This window comes from Ideonella sp., from assembly GCF_036277275.1.
Lineage (GTDB): Bacteria > Pseudomonadota > Gammaproteobacteria > Burkholderiales > Burkholderiaceae_C > Ideonella.
Map to the genome: position 1 here is coordinate 16,887 of NZ_DASUNH010000110.1, position 24,122 is coordinate 41,008.

Genomic DNA, 24,122 nt, shown 5'->3' on the forward strand with positions numbered 1-24,122 from the left:
ATGGGCCGGGCGACCCATGATCTCGGTCAAGGTGTTGGTTCGCGCGCAGGCCCGGCGGGGCGCAAGAGCGGCATTTCGCCATGCCCGACGCGCCGCGCCGGCGGCGGGCCGCCGGAATGCGGGGCCTTGCGGGCCGGCTCAGGCGATGCAAGCGCGCGGCGCCGCGGCGTGGGGAGCAGGGCTCAACCGACGACGCGGCCGCGGCCGCCGCGCTTGGCGTCGTACAGGGCCTGGTCGGCGCGCGCCAACAGGCAGGGCAGCGTTTCGTCGTCTTGCCATTGCGCCACACCCAGGCTGATGCCGACCGTGCCACCATGCGGGTAAGGCTCGCGTTGCAGCGTGACGTGCAGCGTGGCGCAGAGCTGGCGTGCCTGGTCGAGCGAGGCATCGGGAAGCAGCAGCGCGAACTCGTCGCCGCCCAGGCGGCCCAGCAGGTCGGACCCGCGCACGCGCGCATGCACCCGCCGCACCAGCTCACGCAGCACTGCGTCGCCAGCGGCATGGCCGTGCTCGTCATTGATCTGCTTGAAGCGGTCCACGTCGAGCATCGCCAGTGACAGCTGCTCGCCATCCACCCGGGCACGCATCAACGCCGCTTCGGCGGCTTCGAGAAATCCGCGCCGATTGATCGCCTGGGTCAGCTCGTCCTCGCGGGCCTGGCGGTGCAGCTCGCCGTGGTGGCTGGCGATCGGGTTCAGCAGCACGCGGCGCAGCATCGCGTTCAGCGTCAGGAAGACGGCGAGCACCACCGCGCAGGCGCCGATCAGGAATTGCCACAGCGACTGCTGCGCACGTTCCAGCGGCACCGTCATCGGCAAGGAGACGACCTGCGCGCCGACGGTCTCGCCCATGTGCCAGCCGAAACCGCGTTGGTCGCCGTACAGCGCACGCATGGCGCTCGGCGCGGCCTCCGGCGCGCCGTGGCAGGCCAGGCAGGCGGCGTCGCTGACGCGCAGCGGCTTGGCCACGTAAAGCATTTCCTGGCCGTTTTCGAACGTCTGGCGCTGTATGGTGTCGACCCCGCTGTTGCGCAGGGTCTGCACCATGTCGGCGTGGATGCCGGTGGCACGGTTGGCCGGATTGGTCGGGTTCAGGGCCACCTCGCGGTAGCTGACGCCCGGGTAGCGGCGGTGCAGCTCGTGCATCGCGGTTGTCGCGGCAAACGAGGGCACCGAGGCAACTTCGAAGTGGGCCGGGTCCTTGTTCAACAGCGGCCGCACGTGTTCGGCGGTATAGCTGCGCAGCGCGGTGGCGGCCTCCATGTGCAGCTCGGCTTCGCGTTGTACCTCGGCCAGCGCACGCTCACGAAGCTGACCGCGCATATACAGCCCGGCCAACAGCACGGCCGATACGGCGCAGGCGCCGAGGGCGAGGTTGAGTCGGGTCTTCAGGTTCATGCGGGGCGGCAGTGTGCCAGCTTGGTCGAGATTCGGCGCCTTGGTGTCCTGTCCCACACGTCATTTCGGCCCGCCCTCCGGGTTCGACCAGATGGCGCGCTGGCACGCCTGCCGTCCGGCCGCACCATCATCACCATCTGGTCGAATCCCAATGGCAGTTACTCGTGGGACAGGACACTGGACTCTAGGGCCCTGATTTCGTGGCTATCGCCTGAATAGAGCGGCTTTTCATGGCGGGCGCCATGGCTGCACGCCTCTACGACCAGTTACGCGGGTGGGTCGGTTGAGTAGGAACGTACCTACCCCAGTTCGCGAGAACCACCGACCCGCACCGGCGCGGCGGATGGTTATCGTGGAACACGCGGCGTTTGCCTTGGCAGACGCGCCCGTTCAGCTGTACCCGATCGGAGATCGTATGAAAAAGACAATCGTTCTCGCCATTGCCACCAGCGCTGTGATGGCGGTGACTTCCGGCTGTGTCGTTGCACCCCCACGCCACGCGGCGGTCTATGTCCACCCCACGTATGCCAGCCCGGGGCCGGGCTGGACCTGGGAAATGCACGGCCACTATGGCTGGGGCTGGCGCCACCCGCACCGCGGTTGGCACCGTGGCTGGCGCTGAGCGGACAACTCACTGCCCAAGGGCCATGCGCCATTGGCGGGGTGATACACCCAGCTTTTGTGTGAACAAACGCGACAGCGCCGACGCGTTCGCATAGCCCAGTTCGGCGGCAATCGCCTTGATCGCGCGGCCCTGGCGCAACTGGCCCTGCGCCAAGCTGAGCCGCCAATCGGCCAGGTAATCGGCCGGTGTCTGGCCGACGATCGCCTTGAAATGCGCCGCAAAGGCGCTGCGTGACATGCCGGCACATTCGGCCATCGTCGCCAGGTTCCACGGCTCTCCAGGCCGCTCATGCAGTGCCACCAGCAGCCGCGCCAGACGCGGTTCTGACAGGCCGGTGATCAACCCGGCCGGCACGCCAGCCTGCTGCGGATGATCGACCAGCCAGCGCAGCAGCTGGATCAACACCACCTCGAACAATCGGTCGGCCAGCAGGCGCGAACCGCAGCGCAACCGTTCGGTCTCGGCGAACAACAGGCCCAACGCCGGTTCGAGCCCGGTTACGGCCGACAGTGGCAGCAGCACCAGGGGCGGCAGCGCCTGCACCAGCGGGTTGGCCTCGCCGCCATCGAACTCGAGCGTCGCACAGGCGAAATCAGCGCCGTCCACCGGTGCGTTGTGAAAGTCGTGCGCCCACGGCCGGGGATAGAACAACAGGCTGGGTTCGCGCACCTGCACGCGCTGGCGTCGACCCCCGGCCGTGCGGTGGGTGACCGCCATCTCGCCGCGTCTGAGCACATGCAGGAAACCGCGTCCGGGCTGCGCCGCGAAGCGCGTCGTGCCGCACAGCGGGCCGGCGTGGAACAGGTGGGCCCGGACCCGAAAGTGCTCGAGCAATGAGGACAAGCGGTCGACCTGCGTTGGCATGGTGGTGGACGATTTGGTATGAATCGTGGACGAAAAGTGCTCGATCGTACCAACTGTGCCTGGACACTGGTGGCGTGCCTGGGATGTCCCTGGCACCTGCCAACCCATTCGAAAGGAATCGCCATGTCCCGCGTTCAACTCGTCGATGCCGCCATCGCCAGCCCCGACCGCCGTGCGCTGCTCGCGCCGATCCACTCTGCATTCGGCAGCACACCGGCGATGTTCCGCGCCGTGGCCAATTCGCCCGCGGCGCTGAAAAGCATGTGGGCCGCCTTCGGCGCGCTGGGCGCCGGCGTGATCCCGGCCAAGCTTGGCGAGCAGATCGCCGTGGCGGTGGCCGACCGCAACGCCTGCGAGTACTGCCTGGCCGCCCACACCGCGCTGGGCCGCAAGGCCGGAGCCTCGGCCGACGAGATGAGCGCCGCGCAGATGGGCGAATCGGCCGACCCGCAGGCTGCGGCTGCGTTGCGCTTCGCGCTGAAGCTGGTCGACCAGCGCGGCCAGGTCGGCGACGGCGACGTGCAGGCGCTGCGCCTCGCCGGCTTCGACGACGAGGCGATCGTCGAGATCCTGGCCCATGTCGCGCTGAACCTGTTCACCAATTACGTGAACGTGGCCTTCGCGGTGCCGGTGGACTTCCCGGCGGTGGCGTTGCGTCGCGCGCGTTGATCAGCTCTTCTCGAGCGGTGCCAGCGGCTCGAACGCCGCCGGCTGCTTGAGCTTCCAGGCCGTGATCGCCTTTTCCATCTCGCCGATGTCGAAGATCGCGCTTTGCAGCAGCGTCATCTGCGACAGCGCCTCGGCGGTGCCGTGGTCACGCGCCTGGTTCAGCGCCAGCTTGCTGCCGGCGATCGCCAGCGGGCTCTTGGCAGCGATCTGGGCGGCCAGCTCGTTGGCATGCAACAGCAGCGCGTCGGCGTCCGGCAGCACGGCGTTGACCAGGCCGATCGTCAGCGCGCGCTCGGCGTCGACCCGCTCGCCGGTGTAGGCCATCTGCCGCGCCATGCCCTGCGGCACGAGCTTCGGCAGCCGCTGCAGCGAGCCCAGGTCGGCCACCATGCCGATGTGGATCTCCTGCACGGTGAAGAACGCGTCGGTCGTACACAGCCGGATGTCGCAGGCGGCGGCCAGGTCCAGCGCGCCGCCGATGCAGCCGCCCTGCACCGCGCAGATGACCGGGAAGCGCGCTTCGTCGATCGCGTCGAAGCAGGCCATCAGGCGACGCAGCCCGGTCTGGAAGGCCTGGCGCTTGCGCGAGGTCGACAGGTCCAGCATCGGCATATTGGCGCCGGCGAACACATCGAGCGCCATGCCGGCCGAGAAATGCTTGCCGGTCGAGGCGATCACCAGCACGCGCGTCTGGCCGGCATCGTCGAGCTCGCGGATGGCGTCTCGAAGGGCCGGGAAGAAGCCCGGATCCATCGTGTTCATCCGCTCGGGGCGGTTCAGCGTCAGCCGGGCGACCCCGGTGGCGCTGTCATGCTGCAGGTCGAAGTAGGTTGGGGGAGTGGTCATGGCGGGCCTCGCGAAAGTTCACGCAAGACTAACCGCTTCCAATCCCCCGTCCGTCTCCCCAGCGACAACTGCCTTGGGGCGGCACTGGCCATCAGAACGTGACGATCATGCAACGGTCGTCCAGGATGCCGAGCTTGCCGTTCGCGCCGTTGACGTGCCACATCGGCTGGATGGTGTGGCTGCCGGGCGGGATCGACAGCACGGCCACGGTGCTGCGCGAGGCCCAGAACTGCTGCGTGTTGGCCAGGTTCTGCGGGCCGGCGTAGAACGGCGAGCCGCCGTCGATCGAGAAGGCCAGGCGCAGCTCGGCGTCGGCGTCGACACCGGCGTCGGCGGTGAAGGTGACGTAGGCCTGCTTGGCGACACCGGTGGTGTTGTTCAGCACCCGGCTGATGCCGGACACGGCGACCCAGCCGTTTTCGGGGTGGGCCGAGACGACATTGCCACCACCGCTGCCGTCGACGCTGCAGGCGCTGCGGGTGGTTTGGGCGGCCTGCGCGCCGGCGGCGGCGATGGTCAGGGCCAGGGCGGTGATGATGCGGGTGTTCATGGCGGTTTCTCTCTGAAGTTGGGGTTGGACACTGGCTTCTGGGCTTCGACATCCGCTGTCCGTCAACCAGTGGAGTCACTGTAGAAACCGCTCCGTTAGGATGCCGTTATGAATGCCGAGACAGCATCTGCGTCGCTTGGCCGGGCGGCGTTGGAACCTGGCACCTGGCAGTTGCAGCTGGCGCCCGCATCCCCGCAGTTTTGGCACGATGGCGAGACACGGCCGCTGCCCTTGCGCGACGCGTTGATGCTGAGCTGGCTGGCGCTGGAGGGCCCGACCCCACGCGAGCGGCTGGCCCAGCTGCTATGGCCCGACAGCGAGCCGGCGGCCGCGCGCAACACCTTGCGCCAGCGCCTGTTCCAGTTGCGCCGGCAACTGGGTGTCGAGCTGGTCGAAGGCCAGGCGGTGCTGGCGTTGACCGACCGTGCGGCCCATGACCTGGCCGATGCCGACGATCTGCTCGGCGGCCAGGACGCCGGCGCCAGTGGCGCCCTGGCCGATTGGCTGGCCGGCCAGCGCGAACGGCGCCGCCGGCGCATGCAGCTGGCGTTGGCCGAGCTGTGCGAGATGTCGGAGCGTGCGCAGGACTGGCCCGGTGCCCTGGTGCACGCGCACGAGCTGCTGGCGCTGGAGCCCTTGTCCGAGGAGGCTCACCGCCGCGTGATGCGGCTGCACTACCTGGCCGGCGACCGGGCTGCGGCGCTGCTCGCGTTCGACCGCTGCGAGCAGACGCTGAAGAACGAGGTCGGCGCACCGCCGAGCTCCGAAACGTTGCAGCTGCTGGCCATGATCGACGCCGCAGGAGCCGACCCGAAGCACGCAGCTCCAACCCCCACGGCCTTGCCGGCCAGTGTGCTGCGGCCGCCGCGCCTGGTCGGCCGCACGGCGGCCGTCGAGGCCTTGCTGCAAGGCTGGGACGCTGGCCAGGTGGTGCTGGTCGAAGGTGAGGGGGGCCTGGGCAAGAGCCGGCTGCTGCAGGCGCTGGCCCAGGCGCATCCGGGTGCGTTGGTGGTGGCCGCGCGGCCCGGTGATGCTGGCGTGCCGTTGGCGTCGCTGACGCGCTGGGTCGCGGCGCTGCACCGCCACGACGAGCAGGCGGCCGGGAGGCTGGAGGCGGCGCATCGACGCGAACTCGCCAAGCTGCTGCCGGAGATGGCTACCGGCCCGATCCCCGCGCCGCGCGGTGGCCATGACCAGGCCTTGCCCGACGCGCTGGAGGCGCTGTGGCGAGCCCAGGCGCCCGGGTTTGAGGGCCTGCTGGTCGACGACCTGCAGTGGGCAGACGAAGCCAGTGTCGAATGGCTGGGCGACTGGATCCTGCGCAGCCCGGTGCCGAGTGCCGACGCGCCGGCCCCGCGCTGGGCACTGGCCAGCCGTCCGGCCGGCGAGGCCAGCGCGCTGGCCGCTTTGCGGCAGGAATTGATGGCCCACGGGCGGCTGCGGCCTTTGCCGCTGGTGCCGCTGGACCAGGCGTCGCTGGCTGAACTGGTCGACTCGCTCGGTTTGCCGGGCTTGAACGGCGCATCCGCTGGCGCCGCCTTGCGCCAGCACACCGGCGGCAACCCGATGTTCCTGCTGGAAACGCTGAAGCAGGCGTGGTCCGAGCACCGGCTGGCCGGTGACGTGGCCGGCTGGCTGCGGGCCAGGCCTTCGAGCGTGCGTGCCGTGATCGCCGAGCGGCTCGCCCGCTTGCCGGCCGGTGCACTGGCGCTGGCGCGGGTGGCCGGCGTGGCAGGCACCGACTTCGGCGTGGTGCTCGCGGCCGAGGTGCTCGGCCGGCCGGTGATCGAACTCGCCGACGACTGGCAGGCGCTCGAAGCGGCGCAGGTGCTGAGCGACGAAAGCTTTGCGCACGACCTGGTGTTCGAGGCGGTGCGCGACGGCCTGTCGGCACCGATCGCGCGCCACCTGCACGGCCGCATCGCGGCCTTCCTGGAGGCCGATGCCGCGCATGACCACGCGCCGGCCCGTGTGGCCGACCACTGGCAGGCCGCGGGCCAGCCCTTGCGCGCCTTGCCGTGGCTGAGCCGCGCCGCCGACGCAGCGTGGCGCTGCGCGCGGCGGCGCGAGCAGCTGGAGTTCTTGCTGCGGCGCGCCGACATCCTGGCCGACGACGGCCAGCAGGCCACCGCCTTTGCCGAGGTGCTCGGTGCGACCGAGCTGCACCTGGGCATCGACTACGACATCGCCGACGGCCAGGCGCTGTGCGACCGGCTGGACCGGCTGGCGGCCACCGACGCCCAGCGGCTCGAGGCCGCACTGCTGCGGATCCACCTGCTGGGGCACCGTGGCGACGTCGAACAATTGGCCGTGCGCGCCGAGGCCTGCGTGGCCGAGGCGCAGCGCCTGGGCGACGAGCGGCTGCTGGCCCAAGCCCATGGCGAGCTCGGGTCGGTGTTGGTGATGGCCGACCGGCCGCAGGATGCCGTGCCGCCATTGCGTCAGGCCACCGAGTGGTTGTTGCAGCACGGCAGCCCGACGGAACGCTCGGTGGCTGCCGGCAGCCTGGCGGTCGCGCTGGACAACTGCGGCCAGCTCGATGCCGCGATGCCCTGGCACGAGACGTCGATCGCCTGCGCCGACCAGATCGGCGACTGGTCGCAGGTGATGAGCGGGCTGTCGAACCTGGCATGCAACCGCATCGACCGGGGCGATCTGCGCAGTGCGGGTCAATCGGTGCAGCGTGCGCTCGACCTGGCCGCGCAGCACGACTGGATCGGCGCGCAGCTGGGCACCTCGTGGGCACTGCGTGGTTTGTGTGATCTGGGCCTGGGGCGTTACAGCAGTGCGCTGCAGGCGCTGGATGAGGCCGAGCGGGTGATGCAGCGCGAGCAACCGGCCTTGCTGCCGGTCGTCGAGTGCCACCGGGCAGCCTGTTGGTGGCAACTGGGCCAGGCTGCGCGGGCGCAGCAGGCGCTGCAAAAGGTCGATGCCGGCGACGACACGTTGCTCGTGGCGCGGGTGCGCCGGCTGTTGATGCTGTCCCGGCTTGCGCGTGAACGCAGTGGCGGGCGCGACGACGCGGCCGCGCTGCTGGCGCAGGCGGTGGCGTTGCTGCCCGACGGTAACCGGCCCGACCTGTACTGGCCGCTGGTCATCGAGCAGGCCAGGGACCTCGCGCCCGCCGACGCGTTGAAGCGGCTCGACGAGGCCTTGGAGGCGACCGATCGGCTCGGCCACGGTGGCGCCCGGCTCGCCGCGCTGGTCCGCCTGGCCGAACTTGCCAATGGGGTGGACAGTGCACGGGCCGCGGCCTGCGCGCGCGAGGCGCTGCAGCAGGCCGATCAACTGGTGCCGGCCACGCTGTACCTGGCCGAGCTGTGGTGGCAGGCCGCGCGGGCGCTGCAGTCGGACGGTGCCGACGACGAGGCGGCCGACGTGGTGCGGCGCGCCACGGGCTGGCTCCACGACACCGCGCAGCGGCAGGTGCCTGAGGCCTTCCGCAGCGGCTTTCTCGAACGCAACCCGGCCAACCTCGGGCTGCTCGCGTGGCATGCCCGGCTGCAACACGGGCGCTGACAGGCCCTTGGGCCTGTTCACGCACAAATCACGGCCGCGTGGCCGTCCAGAGCGGGCGCAATCTAGGCGCGAGGGCACCGCCGTGGTTGATCCCACGTCGGTGGCCTCGTAACAACGAATGCGCCCGCTCTGGACGGTCACCCGAAGGGCCCGGCGCGGCCGCGATTTATGCGTTAACAGGCCCTAGACTCGGCCTGATGCACGCCCTCGTTCAAACCCAAGACGGCCTAGCGCTGCACGTGCGCCGCTGGAGCCCGACGTCGCCCGCACGCGGGCAAGTCCTGATCGTCCACGGCCTGGGCGAACACGGCGGGCGCTATGCCCATGTGGCCACCGACCTGCTGACCCGGGGGTGGGACGTGACCGCCTTCGATCAGCGGGGCCACGGCCACTCGGCCGGTGCACCGGGCGACATCGCCTGCGCCGACAGCCTGCTGGCCGACCTGGCGCGTGTCATCGACGCCGTGCGGGCTCGCCTGCCGGGGCCGCTGGTGCTGCTGGGCCACAGCCTGGGTGGACTGGTGGCGGCGCGCTTTGTCGCCGAGAGCCTGGCGACGCAGCCGGCCGGCTGGTCACGCCCGCTCGACGCGCTGGTGCTGTCGTCGCCGGCGCTGGACCCAGGCATGAACGCGGTGCAGAGGGCGCTGCTGGCCGTGGTGCCGAAGGTGCTGCCGCACCTGCGCGTCAATAACGGGCTCAAGCCCGAATGGGTCAGCCGTGACCCGGCGGTTGTCAAGGCCTATGTCGACGACCCGCTGGTGCATGACCGCATCAGTGGTCTGCTGGCCCAGTTCATCGCCGGCGCCGGGCCGGTGGTGCAGGACGCGGCCGCGCGATGGACGCTGCCGACGCTGCTCATGTGGGCCGGCGCTGACCGTTGCGTGCGCCCCGAAGGCTCGGCGCGTTTCGCTGCCGCCGTGCCGCCGGCGGTGGTGGCAACGCGAGAATGGCCAGGCTTCTCGCACGAGATCTTCAACGAGCCCGAGAAAGACCGGGTGCTGGCCGAGCTGAACCGCTGGCTCGACCAGCGCTTTGCGCCGCACTGACCAGAAGGCTGCGCGGCGACGCAAGCCGTCGATCGCCGGCTTGCGATGCAACCATACGTCCGTTGTGGTCTTGTTTGTCCACCAATGTGTCGAGTTAGGATCTGGGTTCTCTCAAGGAGGTATGCATGATTCGCTCGATGGTGTGTTCGCTGCTGTTGGCCTTGTCGGCCTCGGTTGCCGTGGCTGCGCGACCGGTCTACAAGATCGAACTGATTGACCATGACGACGAGCTGTTGCCCAAGGAGGCGATGGTCATCAACGACCACGGCGTGGTGGCCGGTCGGGCGGGGGTGAAAGGGGCCTCGGATCAAGGCTTGGTGCCTTTTCGCTATGTCGACGGCGTGTTGAAGCCTTTCCTGCCAGGACCGACCGAGGCCCTGCTCGTCCAGGACATGAACGACACCGGCGACGTGATCGGCCGCATCTTCAACGACTACTACGTCTGGCGGGCCGACGGCACGACCGAGGCGATGCCGGGCATGTCGTTGTACGCGATCAACGATCTCGGCCAGATGGCGGTTCGATCCGACGACAGCTGGCATGGCCACATCTACGACCATGGCACGCTGACCGATCTGGGCACGCTCGGCGGCAACAACAGCTCTGCCTTCGACATCAACAACCGCGGCGAAGTGACCGGCATTGCCGACCTGCCGGGGCAGTACCCGCCGTACCACGCCTTCATCTGGCGCGATGGCCAGATGATCGACCTCGGCACGCTGGGCGGCACCACGAGCTGGGGCGCGGCGATCAACGACCTCGGCCACGTGGTGGGCACGGCGAACGACAAGAAGGGCGCCCGTCACGCCTTCATCCACGATGGCAGCGTGATGAAGAAACTGCCGCCATCCGAAGAGGGTGACACGCTCACCCCCTCCGACGTGAACGACCGGGACGAGGTGGTGGGTTCGGGCTCGGCCGGCGAAGTGCTGTTGTCGGTCGCCGGCAAGACCTATCGCCTGAAGAACCTGCTCGGCAAGAGTGGCGCGGAGTGGGAACGCCTGATGTACGCCAACTCGATCAACCAGGCGGGCCAGATCGTCGGCGTGGGTGTTCGCAAGGGTCGCCTGCGCGCCTACATCGCCACGCCGGTCCGGTAGGTGGCTTCAGGGGCCCCCTGCGCCGGGCCTCAGCGCTCATCCAGCCCGACCAGGCCTTCGCGGATAGCCCAGCGCACCAGGGCCGGCACGTCGGCCAGTTCCAGCTTGGCCATCAAGCGGCTGCGGTAGGTGTCCACGGTCTTGGGCGACAGGTGCAGCTGTTCGCCGATGGTCGTGCTCGATGCGCCGCGCGCCACCATCACCAAGACCTGGCGTTCCCGCGGCGACAGCGCCTGTGCGTCGCTGCCGCCCTCGGTGAGGCCGCGCAAGGCCAGCTCGGCCTCGTTGTGGCCCAGGTGGCGGCGCCCTTGCGACACCGCCCGGATGGCGTCGAGCAGCTCGGCGCTCGGTGAGCCCTTCAGCACATAGCCCAACGCGCCCAGGCGCAGGGCCTCGGCCACGTGGCGCGGCTGGCTCGACATGCTCAGCACGATGACGCGTGCGTCCAGCTTGCGGCGCTGCAACTCTTCCAGCAGCTCGAAGCCCGAGCGCTCGCCCAGGCTCAGGTCGAGCAGCACGATGTCCGGCTTCAGGCGCGCCAGGTCCGACAGCGCCGGCGTCGGCTCGGCGGCCTCGCCCACCACGGTGTGCCCGCCACTTTCCAGCACCGCGCGCAGGCCGTCCCGCACCAGCGCGTGGTCGTCGATCAGGTACAGCCGGCTCATGAGCGCGCCTCAGGGATGGTTTGCGCCGTGTTGATCGGCAACGAGCGTCTTTCACGGCCGCCCGGCTCTTTCCAGCGCAGGTGAACCGTCGTGCCCTGACCGGGGGAGGACTGCACGTCGAGCATGGCGCCGATGGCGAGCGCGCGCTCGCGCATGCCGACCATCCCCAGGTGACCGGGGGCGGCCACCGCGCCGCCGATCGGCAGGCCGCATCCATCGTCGCTGACGGTCAGTTTCAGCCGGTGCTCGTCACCAGCGAGCTTGACACGGATCGTGGCCGGGCGAGCATGGCGCAGTGCGTTGTGAACGGCCTCGCGAGCGATCATGAATGCGGCGTACTCGGCCTCGGCGGGCCAACGCACGCGTTGCAAGTCGTTGGCCACGTCCAACTGCAGGTCGACGCCTTGGGTGGTCAGCGTGGCACGCTGGCGCAATTCGTTGTCGAGTGCCGCGGCGAGCCCCAGCTCGTCGAGCAGCGGCGGCCGAAGGTCGACCAGCACCTGGCGGACCTGCTGGTTGGCTTCGCTGATCAGGCCATCGAAACGTCGCATCAGGTCGTTCGGCGCGGTGCCGGCCTGGGCGCTGCAGGCGTCATAGATCAGCCGCATGGCGGCCAGCGTCTGGCCCAATTCGTCGTGCAGGGCCTGGGCCAGCCGGCGCGTGGTCTGTTTCTCCTGCTCGAGCAGGCGCTGGGAGAAGCCGGCCAGTTCGACCCGGTACTGTTCAAGTGCCTGATCGGCCTGCACGCGCTGGGTGACATCGCGCAGGATCGCGGTGTAGTAGGTGCCGCTGTCCAGCACCACCCTCGAGATCGAGGCGTCGATCGGAAACGTCTCGCCGTTGGCGCGCCGGCCGCGCACGGTCCGCAGCGGCGACATGGTGCGTGTCGAGGGCCCGCTGCTGGCGAAGTTGCGCAGATGGTCGATATGCGGCCCGCGCGCGGCCTCGGGCAGCAGGTCATCGAGCGGGCGCCCGAGCATGTCCGCCGCCCGGCGGCCGAACATGCGCTCTGCTGCGGGATTGAACAGCACGATACGCTGCGACCGGTCGACCGTGATGATGGCGTCCATCGCGGCCTGGATCATGCCGTCCAGCCGGGCCAGCGCCTCGGCCTGCGCCTGCTCGGCCTGCTGGCGTTGGGCGACCTGGAGTTCCAGTTCCACGGCACGGCTTTGCAGTGTCTCGTTGGCGTCGAAGAGTTCGAACATCACGACGAACTCGCCCGCCAGCGCCAGCGCCATCATCTCGTCCTCGTCGTCGAAGCGGTGGCCGGGGCGTTCGTCGGTGAACAACAGCACGCCGTACTGGGCGGAGCCCGACCCGACCGGTACACCGAGGAAGCTGCGCACCGGGCCAAAACTGACGGGTAGCTCGGCCAGCACGTCGTTGCCATTGCCTTCGCGCAGGGCCGCGCCGTGGCTCCAGACGCGGCCGATCAGGCCTTGGCGGACGGCGGCTCCGCGCAGGCTCTGAAGGGCCGGGGGGCGCAGCCCGTGTGCTTCGACATGCCGCACGCCGGATTCGTCGGCATGCAGCAGCACGAGGGCTACCGCGTCGGCCTCCACGATCCGGCGGCTGGCGTCGCAGAACATGCGCAGGAAGGCATCACGCCGGCGCTCGACGGCCAGGTCGAGCGCCAGCTCGATCAGCGCAAAGATGCGGCTGGCGCTGCGCTGGACATGGCCGAGGTTGTCGGCCAGCCGCAGCGACAGTCCGCGCAATCGCTCGCGTTCGTGCTCGGGCCCCGAGTGCTCGCGCAGCAGGCCGTTGATGAGCGCCTGATCCTCGGTCACATGGCCGAGGTGGCCCGCCATGCGCTGCCCGAGACCCGACAGGGCCGACGGTGCCTCGCGCAGCGCTTGCGCGCCGGCGGGCAACGCTGCGTCATCGCCCAGCAGTCGATTGACGGCATCGATCAACGCGCGCGGCCCGGTCGGCTTGGGCAGCACCTCGGTGACACCGCAGGCCGTGGCCAGCTTGTGGGCGTCGGTGCTGCGGTAGGTGGCTGTGTAGAAGATCACCGGCGTCGCGGCGATCTCGGGTTCCTGGCGCAGGCGGCTGACATACTCGAACCCGTCCATCACCGGCATCAGCAGGTCGGTGATCACCAGGTGGGGGCGCGTTTCGCGTGTCGCCCGGAGCGCCTGCGCGCCATCGGCGGCTTCGGTCACCTCATGGCCGGCCCCGCAGAGGACGACCCTCAGGTAGTGGCGATTGGACGGACGATCATCGACGACGAGGATGCGGGCCATGAAGCCGGCTTCTTAGCATGAAAGGGCGGTGTCTTCAATCGCGGGAACGTGATCGCGGCCGTGGCACGTTCATGAAGAAGCTGCAGCGCAGGAGCGCGGGCCGTGCAAGCGCCGGCCACGGATCGCGAAGTGGTGCCCGGCCGGGCTGGCTCCGTCACCGGCTGGCCATCGAAGGCGAGCAGACCGCGTGCAGCCACTGGCGGGCCGTGCGGCGCATGGTTTCGTAGGTTGCCTCGACAAGGCGGACTTGGGCGCGACGCGGCCGCGTGCAAACGACCATGTACCCCGCGCGGTCATGTGCGTCGCTGATCGGGGCGGCTATGGCATGCAGCCAGTAGCGCTCGCCGGTCTTGCGCCGGCTCTTCACCACCGACGACCAGGAGGCGCCCGCCTCGAGCGTGGCCCAGAGGTCGCGCAGGACGTCGGCCGGCATGTCGTGTCGGTTGAACAGCATCTGCGGCCGGCCGATCAACTCGCTGCGGGTGTAGCCGCTGGCGTGGGCGAACGCAGCGTTGCAATAGCTGATGCACCCGTCGGGCGCGATGGTCAGCACCAGCACGTCGCTGCGGGCGATGGCGTACTCGCACGCCGCATCGTGCTGTGCCGAAGATTCGTCGTGGTTCACGGTGCGGTGCTCCTGGTCGGGCATGGGCCCGGTCAGGATGTCGGCAGCATGCGGCCTGCACTCCACTGCCGACGTGTGGGGATTTCTTGATGGGGCGTGTGGGGCGTTCGGGTGGCCGCGAAGGGCCGACACTGTCCGTCGCGAGCCGTCCAAGGGGCGGCAATCGCTTTCATACCCGTTGCGTCTCCGTGTGCAGCGCACGGTCCACCTCGGCCATGAAACGATCGCGGTCCAGCATCTGTTTTCCCACCACCTGCTGCACCCGCCCGCTCAGGCGGGCGCGGTCCTGGGCGGTGATGGTTTTCGAGGTCATCACCAGGATCGGCACCGACGCCATGGCCGGCTGGCTGCGGACGCGGTCCAGCACCTCGAAGCCGCTGAGGCCCGGCATCATCAGGTCGAGAATGATCAGGTCGGGCTGGTTGCTCAGCGCGATGCCGATCGCCTGCTCGCCGTCGTGTGCGCGCAGCACCTCGCAGTCTGCACCGGTGAGGTTGGACGCCACCAGATCGATCGCCACCGGGTCGTCGTCGACGACGAGCACCTTGTGCGGCCCCGGATGCGTGGGCAAGCCGAGCGAGCGGACGGCGTTCAGCAGCTGTTGGCGCCCGATGGGCTTCTCGAGCACCTGGGAGGCACCGAGCGCGACACCGCGTTGCCGATCCGCCACCATCGACACGATGACCACCGGCACGCAGGCCAAGGTCTCGTCGCGCTTGATCTGCTCCAAGATTTCCCAGCCGCTGGTGCCGGGCATCAGGATGTCGAGCGTGATCAGGTCCGGCGTGGGTGCACCGAGCCGTTGAAGCTGGTTGCCGTTGGTGGCGACACGGACATGGAAGCCCGCACCCTCGAGGTGCAAGCGCAACAGCTCGGCAGCTTCGGGATCGTCTTCGATGACCAGCGCGTGACGGGTGGTTGCGCTGCGCCGCGGCAAGATCGCGGCCAACTCGGGCAACACGGTGCGAGCCGGGGCGTCACCGTGGCGCCAGGGCAGCCAGACGCCGAACTGCGAACCGCGTCCGGGGGCACTGGCCACGCCGACGGTGCCGCCGTGCAAGGCTGCAAAGCGGCTGACCAGCGCCAGGCCGAGCCCGGTGCCCACATGCTCGGCCTGCTCGGGCGAATGCAATTGCTGGAAAGCCTCGAACAGTTGCGGCAGGTCTTCGCCACGCATGCCGCGGCCGCTGTCGGTGACCAGGATTTCGAGCAGATCGAGGTTGCCGTCGCTGGCTTCGGGCAGCGGCAACACGCGCGCCACGGTGTCCGGCGGTGCGGCGTGCCACGGCGCGCCTCGGTTCACCAGGCGCACCGACAGGCGGATGTCGCCGCCATTGGGGGTGAACTTGACCGCGTTGGACAGCAGGTTGTAGACGATCTGCCGCAGCTTTCTTGCGTCCACCAGCACGCGACCCTTGGTGGGCATCGCATCGAAGTGCAACCGCAAGTCACGCCGCTCGACCACTTCGTCGAACAGGGCCAGGCATGCCCGCAGAAACGTATTGGGCTCGATCGATTCCAGGTCGAGGCTCATCTTGCCCGCTTCCACCTTGGACAAATCGAGGATGTCGTTGATCAGCGAGAGCAGGTGGTGGCCGCTGTCGAAGATCAGGCTGGCGAAGCGCTTCTGCTTGTCGAGCAGGCGCCCGACCTGCTCGTCCTTCAGCAGCTCGGAAAACCCGATGACGGCGTTCAGCGGTGTGCGCAATTCGTGCGCCATGTTGGCCAGGAACTCCGACTTGAAGCGACTGGCCTGTTCCAGCTGGTGGTTGGAGTCGTCCAGCCTGGCGTTGAGCCGTTGCAGGTCGGCCGACTTTTGCCGTTCACGCGCATGGGCGTCGACCAGCCCGGCGTAGAGCCTGCTGTTCTCCAGCATCAGCACGATCAGCACGAAGTTTGCCGCCAGCAACCCGTAGATGCGGCCGGCGTAAAAGCCCAGGTCGAAGCGGCCGGCGTTGAAGACCGCCGACAGGCCGATGTCGAACAGCCACGCGCACATCACGACCATCAGCCACAGGCCGAGCACCGTGCGCGGCTGCTGCCGCCACAACGCCACCAGCGCCACGGCGCTCAACAGCCAGACGCTGCCGACCACGAAGATCATGGCCGGCGTGTAGCGGTTGCCTTGCATGATGCCAGGCAGCGCCTCGCGACCGACCGTCGTCAACAGACCGCAGCCAACGGTCAGCGCCAGTACGAGCGCGACGCAGCCCAGCACCGCGCTGGCGGTGCTGCCGCGCCACAGCGCGGCCTCGGGTGGGCGGCGCATCTGCCCGACATGGATCAGCACCGCGAGCGGAAAGCCGGCATGCCACAGCATGTACAGCCAGGCGGTGGTCTGCGCCCCGGCGCCCAGCAACCCGTTGGGCGCGAACAGGCCCGGGAAGGTCATGGCATGCACGGCCGCGAGGCAGGCGGTGAAGAGGTAGCCGCCCGCGAGCACCAGCAGGGCCCGTGAGCGCAGGATCGCGAACTGCCCGAACAGCAAGGCCGCCGTGATCAGGTCACTGACGACGAGCGCCGATTCGTAGATCGGGATGAATCCCCAGACCGGGGCCAGGGGCTGCTTGGCGAAGGGCACCATCAGCAAGAACAGTGCCGCTGACACCACGGTCACCGCCAGTGCCAGGCGGCTCTGACTGCGCTGCGCCGTCAAAGTCGACAGAAACACCGGCCTGTCATCGACAAGCCCCGTCATCGAGCCTCCCCTGTCCACGTCCCGTGCATCGAAAGCAGCCTTGCCCGTTCAGCAAACGGGTTCTGCGCCCGGTTGGTACGGATGGTGGGGCGAAGGGGGCGGCCCGTCAACCCAGGCGCCGCCGGTCCGGTGTGGGGTGGGAGTGACATCGAGTGCGCTGACAGCACAACTTCCGCTGTTTCCTACTCAAACCATCCAGAGATCCCCACAGACAGGCTCCGGGGCTCCCGACAGCGTTCGCAGGGGCACGTCTCTACAGTGCGGCCCAACAGGGAGCACCTCATGGGCAAGCCAAACAGCAGGGCAGTACGCAACCACCGGTTGATCGCGGTCGCCGTGCTGTGTGGTGGCGTTCTGTTGTCGCTGGGCATCAGCCAATCGGCCCGGGACGAGACCCGGCGAAGTGCCCAAGTGCGTTTCGACGCCGCTTCCACCAGCGCCGGCGGCGAGGTCGAACGGCGCTTTGCCGCCTACGTCGAGGTGCTGGCCGGGCTGCGCGCGCTGTTCCAGACCGGCGAGGTGTCTCGCGAGGCCTTTCGCCGCTATGCCGAGGCCCTGGACCTCAAGCGCAGCTTTCCCGGCTTCCAGGTCTTGAACTACGCCCCGGTGGTGCTTGCGCCGGACAAAGAGGCCTTCGAGGTGGTGTTGAGGCAAGACCCGTCCGTCGCGGCGCGCGAGCGCTTCGCGATCACGCCACCAGGCGCTCGCGATGTCTACCAGCCAATCACGCTGATCGAGCCGCTGGCCGGCAATGAAATGGTCATCGGCAAGGACATTGCCATCGTTCCCGATGTGCGCGCCGCGCTCGAATCCGCCCGCGACTCGGGTCGCCTCAGCGCGTCTGGCAAGTTGATCCAGGTCCGCGGCCAGGAAGGGAAGGTCGGTTTGGCGATGCGCCTGCCGGTCTACCGGCCCGGCCTGCCGGTCGCCACGGTCGAGCAGCGCCGCGAGGCTTATCTGGGCAGCGTGGGGGCTGGCTTCCTCGTCACACAGATGCTGGAGAGCCTGCCGGCGCCCACGCATGGCGTGCGCCTGCGGATCTTCGATGGCGGCCGCGAGCCAGCGCCGGATGCGCCGCTCGCCGCGCCCGTGGTGCAGCCCGACAAGCTGGTCTTCGACACCGACAAGGCCGTCCGTGCCGGGCAGGCCGTGGCGGGTGCGGCTGCCGTCGGCGTTTCACCGCGCAGCGCGGCCGCCAGCGAGCAGGTCCCCAGTGCCGACAGCGGGTTCTACAGCATTGGCTCGTTTGCGCTGGGAGGCCGGGTCTGGCTGGTCGAGGCCTCGGCGCCTTTCGACCAGGGTGTCGGTACGCTGGAACGCCTGCTGCCCGCCATCGTGTTGGTGGGCGGCTTCATCATCAGCGCCTTGCTGGCGGGCGTGCTGCTCAGTCTGTTGGGTGGCAGGCGCCGGGCGCTGGCCCTGGCCCTCGACATGACGCACAGCCTGCGCAGCAGCGAGCAGCGCCTGGCCGAGGCCCAGTCGCTGGCCAAGCTGGGCAGCTGGGTACTCGATGTGTCCAGCGGCAACATCGAATGCTCGGATGAAGCCGGACGCATCTATGGCCATGAGGCCGGCTCGACGGCGCTGACACTGCCCAGGCTTCTGGCGCTGGTGCCGGACATGCAGCGCGCCGCATTGAGCGAAGCGGTGCGGCGGGCCGAGCACAGCGACGAACGGGTGGAGATCGAGCACGCGGTGCGCCTGCCCGATGGTGGTGACCGCTGGGTGCATGTCAACCTGCGGCGGTCGACGGAAGATGGCGTTGCGGCGGTGCGCGCGACCGTGCGCGACGAGACCGGACGCAAGAAGGCGGCATTGCGCCTGGAGCTGGCGCACGACATCGGCCAGAAGCTGGCGATCGAGACCGAGCCCGAGAACGCGGTGGCCTACATCCTGTCGTCGATCGGCTCCCGCCTGCAATGGAATGCCGCGGCCTGCTGGCTGCGCGAGGCCGACGGCCAGCTGCGCTGCCTGCAAGCCTGGGTGCAGGGCGACGCGCCGGAACTGGGTGATTTCGCGATTGCCATGCGGCGCTGGCGCAGCCCGCTCGCCAGCAGCCATGTCGAATCGGCGTCGATCACCGGCAATCCGACATGGCGCAGCATTCCCTTGGTCGGCGCCATGAACGACGAAGACCTCGTGGCCGGCCGATGCGGCCTGCAGGCCGCAATGCTGATCCCGGTGAGCGCGGGCCCCCAATGGGCCGCGCTGGAGTTCTTCAGCCGCGCGCCGATCAGCGTGGACCGCGAGATCGAAGGCTTCATGCGCTCGATCGCCAGCCAGCTGGCGCAGTACCTGCAGCGCAAGCAGGCCGAGAAAGCCCTGCGCCATGTGGCGCACCACGACGCACTGACCGGGCTGGCCAACCGCCCGCTGCTGCACGATCGGCTCGTGCACGCCACGCAGCGCGCGGCGCGCCTGCAGAACCGGGTCGCAGTGCTGTTCATGGATCTGGACCGGTTCAAGTACGTCAACGACAGCCTGGGCCACAGTGCCGGCGACATGCTGCTGCGTGCCTGCGCCGACCGCCTGCGGGCCTGCGTGAGGGAAAGCGACACCGTGGCCCGCTTCGGTGGCGACGAATTCGTCGTCGTCCTGGAAGGGCTCGGCAGCGCGAGTGACGTGGTGGCGCCGCTGACCAAGATCCTGAGCCGTTTCAACGCGCCGTTCGAGGTCAATGGGCGCGAGCTGACCACCACCGCCAGCATCGGCGTCAGCATGTTTCCCGACGATGGGCAGGACGTCGAGACCTTGCTGATGTACGCCGATGCCGCGATGTACCGCGCCAAGGAAAAGGGCGCGGGCAGCTACGAGTTCCACTCGGCGCAAGGCACTTCGCAAGGGCAGCAGCGGCTGGTGCTCGAAAGCAACCTGCACCGTGCGCTGGAACGTGAAGAACTGTTCCTCGTCTACCAGCCGAAGCTGGAGCTGGCGACCGGCCGGGTCACTGGGGTCGAGGCGCTGATGCGTTGGCAACATCCGACGCTCGGCATGGTGTCGCCGGCCCAGTTCATCCCGATCGCCGAAGACACCGGCCTGATCGAAAGCATGGGCCAGTGGGCGCTCGAGGTGGCGTGCCGCGATGCGCTGCGTTGGCAGCACGAGGGCAACCCGGTGCAGGTGAGCGTCAACCTGTCGCCGCGCCAGCTGAACCGGCCCCGGCTGGTCGAAGAGGTCGCTCAGGTCCTGGCCCAGGCGGGCCTGGATGCATCGATGCTCGAACTGGAGATCACCGAAAGCGGCGTGATGCGCAACCCGACCCGTGCGGCCGCTCAGCTGCGCGAGTTGCGTGATCTCGGCGTGTCGCTGGCGATCGACGATTTCGGCACCGGCTACTCGTCGCTGTCGTACTTGCAGCGCTTTCCGCTCAGCACGCTGAAGATCGACCGTTCCTTCATCAAGGATCTGCCCGGCGACGAAGACGCCGCCGCCCTGACGGCCGGGATCATCGGGCTGGCCCAGCGCCTGCGCATGAAGGTGGTGGCCGAGGGGGTCGAAACGCTGGAGCAGCTGGGCTTCCTGCGCAGCAACCACTGCGACCAGATCCAGGGCTTCTACCTGAGCAAACCGATCACCGTGGGCGAGATGAGCCGATTCCTGGCCCGTGACGTGAGGAATTTCGTGAGCCCGGTGGTCGCGGCCTGAGCCGCATCACCGGGGTCGCGCTTGACCGCCAGCGGCAGCAGGCTGCTGGCATTTTTGACCCCTAGGGAGTTGATTGATGCAATTGCTATCCGAAAACCGCGGTCTGGCGCAGGTGATGAACCGCATTGCGGCGCTCGACCTGGCGCCCATCAAGTTCAAGATCACCAGCAAGGAAGACGGCTACGGCTGGACCGCCGAGCATGTCGATCGCATCGAGCTGGGCTACAAGCGCTTCCTGGCACTGCTGGCCATGCACCCGGGGCAACAGTTGGCGCCCACGCGCGACATCGACAAGTTCTGGCACGCGCACATCCTGGACACGCGCAAGTACGCGGCGGACTGCGAGCTGATCTTCGGCGGCTTTCTGCACCACAACCCCTACCTGGGCATGCGCGGTGACGAAGACCGCCTGGACCAGGCCGCCCAGGCGCTTCACGGCCTGTTCGAGAGCGACTTCGGCGAAGAAGTGCCAGCCAACGCCCACATGGCAGCTGTCCCGGCCGATCCGGCCTGGTGCGGTGGCGAGCACGCTGACAAGTCCACGGCCTGGTGCGGCGGTGAGGCGCCTGCGGCCAAGGCGGCGGCCTGGTGCGGCGGCGAAGCGCCCGTTGAGAAGGCAGCAGCGTGGTGCGGTGGTGAAGCGCCGGCGGCCAAGGCAGCGGCCTGGTGCGGCGGCGAGGCGCCCATTGAGAAGGCAGCAGCGTGGTGCGGTGGTGAAGCGCCGGCGGCCAAGGCAGCGGCCTGGTGTGGCGGTGAAGCGCCGGCGAAGAAGGCCACGGCCGCAGCCTGGTGCGGCGGCGAAGCTCCGACCCACTGACGGTCATGCGGCCGCGGTGAAGCGGCCACATGCCATCCAGGGAGGGGATGACGGACCACCGTCACCCGGCCGACGGTTACTTGGCCGTCGGCATCACGAACTCGGCCCCCTTGCCGATGCTGGCCGGCCAGCGCTGCATCACGCTCTTTTGCTTGGTGTAGAAGCGCACGCCTTCTTCGCCGTAGGCGTGCATGTCGCCGAACAGGCTCTTTTTCCAGCCACCGAAGCCGTGCCACGCCATTGGCACGGGAATGGGCACGTTGATACCGACCATGCCGACCTGCACGCGGCGGCTGAACTCGCGCGCCACGTTGCCGTCGCTGGTGAAGCAGGCCACGCCGTTGCCAAACTCGTGGGCGTTGACCAGCGCGAGTGCGGCAGCAAAGTCGGGGACGCGCACACAGGCCAGCACCGGCCCGAAGATTTCTTCCTTGTAGATGCGCATCTCGGGCGTCACGTGGTCGAACAGCGTGCCGCCGGTGAAGAAGCCTTCCTCATGGCCCGCCACCTGGTGGCCGCGGCCGTCGACGACCAGCTTCGCGCCTTCCTCCACACCGATGCCGATGTAGCCCTCGATGCGCTGCTTGGCTTCGCGCGTGACGATCGGGCCCATCTCTGCATCGAGCTCCATCCCGTTCTTGATCTTCAGCGCCTTCGCACGCTCGGCCACCTTCGGCACGATCTTGTCGGCCACGTCGCCGACCAGCACCGCGACCGAGATCGCCATGCAGCGCTCGCCGGCCGAGCCGTAGGCCGCGCCGATCAGTGCGTCGACCGCCTGGTCGATGTCGGCATCGGGCATCACCACCATGTGGTTCTTTGCGCCGCCCAGCGCCTGCACGCGCTTGCCGTGCTTGGCGCCGGTCTCGTAGATGTACTGCGCGATCGGGGTCGAGCCGACGAAGCTGATGGCCTTGACGTCCGGGTGCGTCAGCAATGTGTCGACCGCCAGCTTGTCGCCCTGCACGACGTTGAACACGCCGTCGGGCAGGCCGGCCTGCTTCAGCAGCTCGGCCATGAACAGGCTCGGTGACGGGTCGCGTTCGCTGGGCTTCAGGATGAAGGTGTTGCCGGTGGCCAGCGCCATCGGAAACATCCACATCGGGACCATGCACGGGAAGTTGAACGGCGTGATGCCGGCCACCACGCCCAGCGGCTGGCGCAGCACCCAGTTGTCGATGCCCGTGCCGACCTGGTCGGTGAAGTCGGTCTTCAGCAGCTGCGGCGCACCGCAGGCGAACTCGACGATCTCGATGCCACGCGTGACTTCGCCCTGCGCATCGGTGAAGACCTTGCCGTGCTCGGCGGTGATCATCGCGGCCAGCGTGTCCTTGTGCTGGTTCAGCAGGCCGAGGAAGTTGTTCAGGACGCGCGCACGCCGCAGCGGCGGCGTGTCGGCCCAGGCGGGGAAGGCGGCCTGGGCCGCGACGACCGCTGCATTCACCTCATCCACGCTGGCCAGCGCGACCTGGCGCGCCACCTTGCCGGTGGCCGGGTTGTAGACGGCTTGGGTGCGGCCGCTGGTGCTGCGCTCGACGCGCCCGGCGATGAAGTGGCCAATTTCGGCGGTGGCAGTGAAAGCTTCGGGGGCGCCCATGGTGTGTTTCGGTTGCAGTGCAGGGATGGCGCCAGTCTAGGCAGCAAGCCCGACGCTGCCAATGCCGCCAGGCTGGATTCATTGTTCCGAAAGGTGAACAATATGATTCTCAAACTGAGAACCAATCGATGAGCACCCGAATGTCGAATCCTGGCCGCGGCGCGGCGCTGTGGTCGCCCATCCACGCCCTGACCGTGCTGGCGGAGGCCGGCAGCTTCACCGCCGCTGCGCAGCGCCTGAACCTGAGCAAGGCCGCGATGAGCCAGCGCGTGGCCGAGTTGGAGGCCGCAGCTGGCGTGCCGCTGGTGCAGCGCACGACCCGAAGCATGCAGTTGACCGATGCTGGCAGGCAGCTGGTGGCGGCTACGCAGGGCGCGTTCGCCACCATTGACCAGGCGTTCGCCGAGGTGCGCGACCTGGCCGATGCGCCCAGCGGCCGGCTGCGAGTGACGGCACCGGTGGCGCTGGCGCGGCAGTGCATCGTGCCGTTGCTGCCCGGCTTTTTGCGTGCACACCCGGCGCTGCAGGTCGAGTTGGACTTGTCCGACCGGTTGCGGCCGCTGGCGCAAGAAGGCTTCGACCTGGCGATCCGCCACACCAGCACGCCCCCGGACACCCATGTCGCCTGGATGCTGCGCGAAACCCGCAGCGTGCTGCTGGCCAGCCCCGACTATCTTGCGCGCCGCCAGGCGCCGCGCGCGCCGCAGGACCTGCGCGATCACGAATGCCTGTTCTACCCGCGCGCCGGCGACACCGCGGCGTGGAGCTTCGAGCGCAAGGCGGGCGAGCGCGTCAGCGTGCCGCTGAAGGGGCCTTTTGCGGCGAACAACAGCGAGGCGCTGCGTGAGGCGGCGCTGGCCGGCCTGGGCATCACGCTGTTGCCTGATTTCAGCGCCGAGCCGGCCCTGGCGGCGGGTGAGCTGGTCGAGTTGTTGCCGAGCTGGCATGCCGTGGGGGCCTTTGGCACCCACCTGTGGGCGATCCGGCCGTACGCGGCCCAAGTGCCGCGGGGTGTGCGGGCGCTGGTGGCCTGGCTGGCCCAGGCGCTGGGCGGCCGTGCGCCGGTGTGAAGCGTGGTCGATGCCACGTCAGCCTGAAGAAAGGAATTGCACCGTTCGAGTGCCGCAAATCACGTGAGTCGGCTCAAGTCGGGCGTCGAACAATCCGAAAACCGATCAGACCGACCCAACCGACACGAGTCCGGAGA

Annotated in this window: 17 protein-coding genes; 8 read left to right on the forward strand and 9 right to left on the reverse strand. The window is 68.9% G+C overall.

All coding sequences use genetic code 11. The features are described 5' to 3' along the window. Positions 1 to 182: 182 nt before the first annotated feature. The gene (locus VFY73_RS18790) at positions 183 to 1,397 is read right to left on the reverse strand and encodes a diguanylate cyclase (RefSeq protein WP_329721584.1); all 1,215 of its coding nucleotides are present in this window, start codon (positions 1,395 to 1,397) and stop codon (positions 183 to 185) included. Positions 1,398 to 1,812: 415 nt separating this feature from the next. Here VFY73_RS18790 and VFY73_RS18795 point away from each other — a divergent pair, with 415 nt between their 5' ends. Further along, positions 1,813 to 2,019: a hypothetical protein gene (locus VFY73_RS18795; protein ID WP_329721586.1), complete on the forward strand. Its 207-nt coding sequence runs from the start codon at positions 1,813 to 1,815 to the stop codon at positions 2,017 to 2,019. A 9-nt stretch (positions 2,020 to 2,028) separates the two neighbouring features. Here VFY73_RS18795 and VFY73_RS18800 read toward each other — a convergent pair whose 3' ends face one another. Continuing rightward, positions 2,029 to 2,886, reverse strand: coding sequence for an AraC family transcriptional regulator (locus VFY73_RS18800; RefSeq protein WP_329721588.1), 858 nt, complete (start codon positions 2,884 to 2,886; stop codon positions 2,029 to 2,031). A 123-nt stretch (positions 2,887 to 3,009) separates the two neighbouring features. Here VFY73_RS18800 and VFY73_RS18805 point away from each other — a divergent pair, with 123 nt between their 5' ends. Next, positions 3,010 to 3,555 carry a peroxidase-related enzyme gene (locus VFY73_RS18805; RefSeq protein ID WP_329721590.1) on the forward strand — a complete coding sequence of 182 codons (546 nt, stop codon included), beginning with the start codon at positions 3,010 to 3,012 and terminating at the stop codon, positions 3,553 to 3,555. Here the strand turns inward: VFY73_RS18805 and VFY73_RS18810 are convergent, their stop codons facing one another. Continuing rightward, a complete protein-coding gene (locus tag VFY73_RS18810; protein WP_329721592.1) occupies positions 3,556 to 4,401 on the reverse strand; it encodes an enoyl-CoA hydratase-related protein in 846 nt (281 codons plus the stop codon). A 91-nt stretch (positions 4,402 to 4,492) separates the two neighbouring features. Beyond that, entirely contained in the window at positions 4,493 to 4,951 is a 459-nt protein-coding gene (locus VFY73_RS18815; RefSeq protein WP_329721594.1) for a hypothetical protein, read from the reverse strand. A gap of 108 nt (positions 4,952 to 5,059) precedes the next feature. Between VFY73_RS18815 and VFY73_RS18820 the strand changes: the two genes are divergently transcribed. From VFY73_RS18820 to VFY73_RS18830, 3 genes are all read left to right on the forward strand, one after another. After that, positions 5,060 to 8,470, forward strand: coding sequence for an ATP-binding protein (locus VFY73_RS18820; protein ID WP_329721596.1), 3,411 nt, complete (start codon positions 5,060 to 5,062; stop codon positions 8,468 to 8,470). A gap of 197 nt (positions 8,471 to 8,667) precedes the next feature. Continuing rightward, positions 8,668 to 9,516: a lysophospholipase gene (locus VFY73_RS18825; protein ID WP_329721598.1), complete on the forward strand. Its 849-nt coding sequence runs from the start codon at positions 8,668 to 8,670 to the stop codon at positions 9,514 to 9,516. 125 nt (positions 9,517 to 9,641) lie between these two features. Continuing rightward, entirely contained in the window at positions 9,642 to 10,616 is a 975-nt protein-coding gene (locus VFY73_RS18830; RefSeq protein WP_329721600.1) for a hypothetical protein, read from the forward strand. 29 nt (positions 10,617 to 10,645) lie between these two features. Here VFY73_RS18830 and VFY73_RS18835 read toward each other — a convergent pair whose 3' ends face one another. The 4 genes from VFY73_RS18835 to VFY73_RS18850 form a co-directional block, all read right to left on the reverse strand. Further along, positions 10,646 to 11,281, reverse strand: coding sequence for a response regulator transcription factor (locus tag VFY73_RS18835; protein WP_329721602.1), 636 nt, complete (start codon positions 11,279 to 11,281; stop codon positions 10,646 to 10,648). Beyond that, positions 11,278 to 13,533 (reverse strand): response regulator, encoded by a 2,256-nt coding sequence (locus tag VFY73_RS18840; RefSeq protein WP_329721604.1) that lies wholly within the window; start codon positions 13,531 to 13,533, stop codon positions 11,278 to 11,280. Before VFY73_RS18840 ends, VFY73_RS18835 begins: the two co-directional genes overlap by 4 nt. 154 nt (positions 13,534 to 13,687) lie before the next feature. Beyond that, positions 13,688 to 14,158 (reverse strand): PAS domain-containing protein, encoded by a 471-nt coding sequence (locus tag VFY73_RS18845; protein ID WP_329721606.1) that lies wholly within the window; start codon positions 14,156 to 14,158, stop codon positions 13,688 to 13,690. Positions 14,159 to 14,327: 169 nt separating this feature from the next. After that, positions 14,328 to 16,856: a response regulator gene (locus VFY73_RS18850; RefSeq protein WP_329721608.1), complete on the reverse strand. Its 2,529-nt coding sequence runs from the start codon at positions 16,854 to 16,856 to the stop codon at positions 14,328 to 14,330. 282 nt (positions 16,857 to 17,138) lie between these two features. Between VFY73_RS18850 and VFY73_RS18855 the strand changes: the two genes are divergently transcribed. Both VFY73_RS18855 and VFY73_RS18860 read left to right on the forward strand, forming a co-directional pair. Further along, on the forward strand, positions 17,139 to 20,501 hold the full coding sequence (locus VFY73_RS18855) for a bifunctional diguanylate cyclase/phosphodiesterase (protein ID WP_329721610.1): 3,363 nt from the start codon (positions 17,139 to 17,141) through the stop codon (positions 20,499 to 20,501). Positions 20,502 to 20,577: 76 nt separating this feature from the next. Then, on the forward strand, positions 20,578 to 21,318 hold the full coding sequence (locus VFY73_RS18860; RefSeq protein ID WP_329721612.1) for a hypothetical protein: 741 nt from the start codon (positions 20,578 to 20,580) through the stop codon (positions 21,316 to 21,318). A gap of 76 nt (positions 21,319 to 21,394) precedes the next feature. On the opposite strand, the gene VFY73_RS18865 is transcribed toward VFY73_RS18860, so the two are convergent. Further along, positions 21,395 to 22,915 carry a CoA-acylating methylmalonate-semialdehyde dehydrogenase gene (locus VFY73_RS18865; protein ID WP_329721614.1) on the reverse strand — a complete coding sequence of 507 codons (1,521 nt, stop codon included), beginning with the start codon at positions 22,913 to 22,915 and terminating at the stop codon, positions 21,395 to 21,397. A gap of 140 nt (positions 22,916 to 23,055) precedes the next feature. Between VFY73_RS18865 and VFY73_RS18870 the strand changes: the two genes are divergently transcribed. Next, the gene (locus tag VFY73_RS18870; RefSeq protein ID WP_329721616.1) at positions 23,056 to 23,985 is read left to right on the forward strand and encodes a LysR family transcriptional regulator; all 930 of its coding nucleotides are present in this window, start codon (positions 23,056 to 23,058) and stop codon (positions 23,983 to 23,985) included. Positions 23,986 to 24,122: the final 137 nt, after the last annotated feature.

Excerpts from the sequence above, each read along its gene's own strand:
- VFY73_RS18865 (WP_329721614.1), bottom strand. The coding sequence starts at position 22,915 with ATGGGCGCCCCCGAAGCTTTCACTGCCACCGCCGAAATTGGCCACTTC.
- VFY73_RS18820 (WP_329721596.1), top strand. The coding sequence starts at position 5,060 with ATGAATGCCGAGACAGCATCTGCGTCGCTTGGCCGGGCGGCGTTGGAA.
- VFY73_RS18855 (WP_329721610.1), top strand. The coding sequence starts at position 17,139 with ATGGGCAAGCCAAACAGCAGGGCAGTACGCAACCACCGGTTGATCGCG.
- VFY73_RS18850 (WP_329721608.1), bottom strand. The coding sequence starts at position 16,856 with ATGACGGGGCTTGTCGATGACAGGCCGGTGTTTCTGTCGACTTTGACG.
- VFY73_RS18870 (WP_329721616.1), top strand. The coding sequence starts at position 23,056 with ATGTCGAATCCTGGCCGCGGCGCGGCGCTGTGGTCGCCCATCCACGCC.
- VFY73_RS18840 (WP_329721604.1), bottom strand. The coding sequence starts at position 13,533 with ATGGCCCGCATCCTCGTCGTCGATGATCGTCCGTCCAATCGCCACTAC.
- VFY73_RS18790 (WP_329721584.1), bottom strand. The coding sequence starts at position 1,397 with ATGAACCTGAAGACCCGACTCAACCTCGCCCTCGGCGCCTGCGCCGTA.
- VFY73_RS18835 (WP_329721602.1), bottom strand. The coding sequence starts at position 11,281 with ATGAGCCGGCTGTACCTGATCGACGACCACGCGCTGGTGCGGGACGGC.
- VFY73_RS18795 (WP_329721586.1), top strand. The coding sequence starts at position 1,813 with ATGAAAAAGACAATCGTTCTCGCCATTGCCACCAGCGCTGTGATGGCG.
- VFY73_RS18860 (WP_329721612.1), top strand. The coding sequence starts at position 20,578 with ATGCAATTGCTATCCGAAAACCGCGGTCTGGCGCAGGTGATGAACCGC.
- VFY73_RS18810 (WP_329721592.1), bottom strand. The coding sequence starts at position 4,401 with ATGACCACTCCCCCAACCTACTTCGACCTGCAGCATGACAGCGCCACC.
- VFY73_RS18815 (WP_329721594.1), bottom strand. The coding sequence starts at position 4,951 with ATGAACACCCGCATCATCACCGCCCTGGCCCTGACCATCGCCGCCGCC.
- VFY73_RS18800 (WP_329721588.1), bottom strand. The coding sequence starts at position 2,886 with ATGCCAACGCAGGTCGACCGCTTGTCCTCATTGCTCGAGCACTTTCGG.
- VFY73_RS18805 (WP_329721590.1), top strand. The coding sequence starts at position 3,010 with ATGTCCCGCGTTCAACTCGTCGATGCCGCCATCGCCAGCCCCGACCGC.
- VFY73_RS18830 (WP_329721600.1), top strand. The coding sequence starts at position 9,642 with ATGATTCGCTCGATGGTGTGTTCGCTGCTGTTGGCCTTGTCGGCCTCG.
- VFY73_RS18825 (WP_329721598.1), top strand. The coding sequence starts at position 8,668 with ATGCACGCCCTCGTTCAAACCCAAGACGGCCTAGCGCTGCACGTGCGC.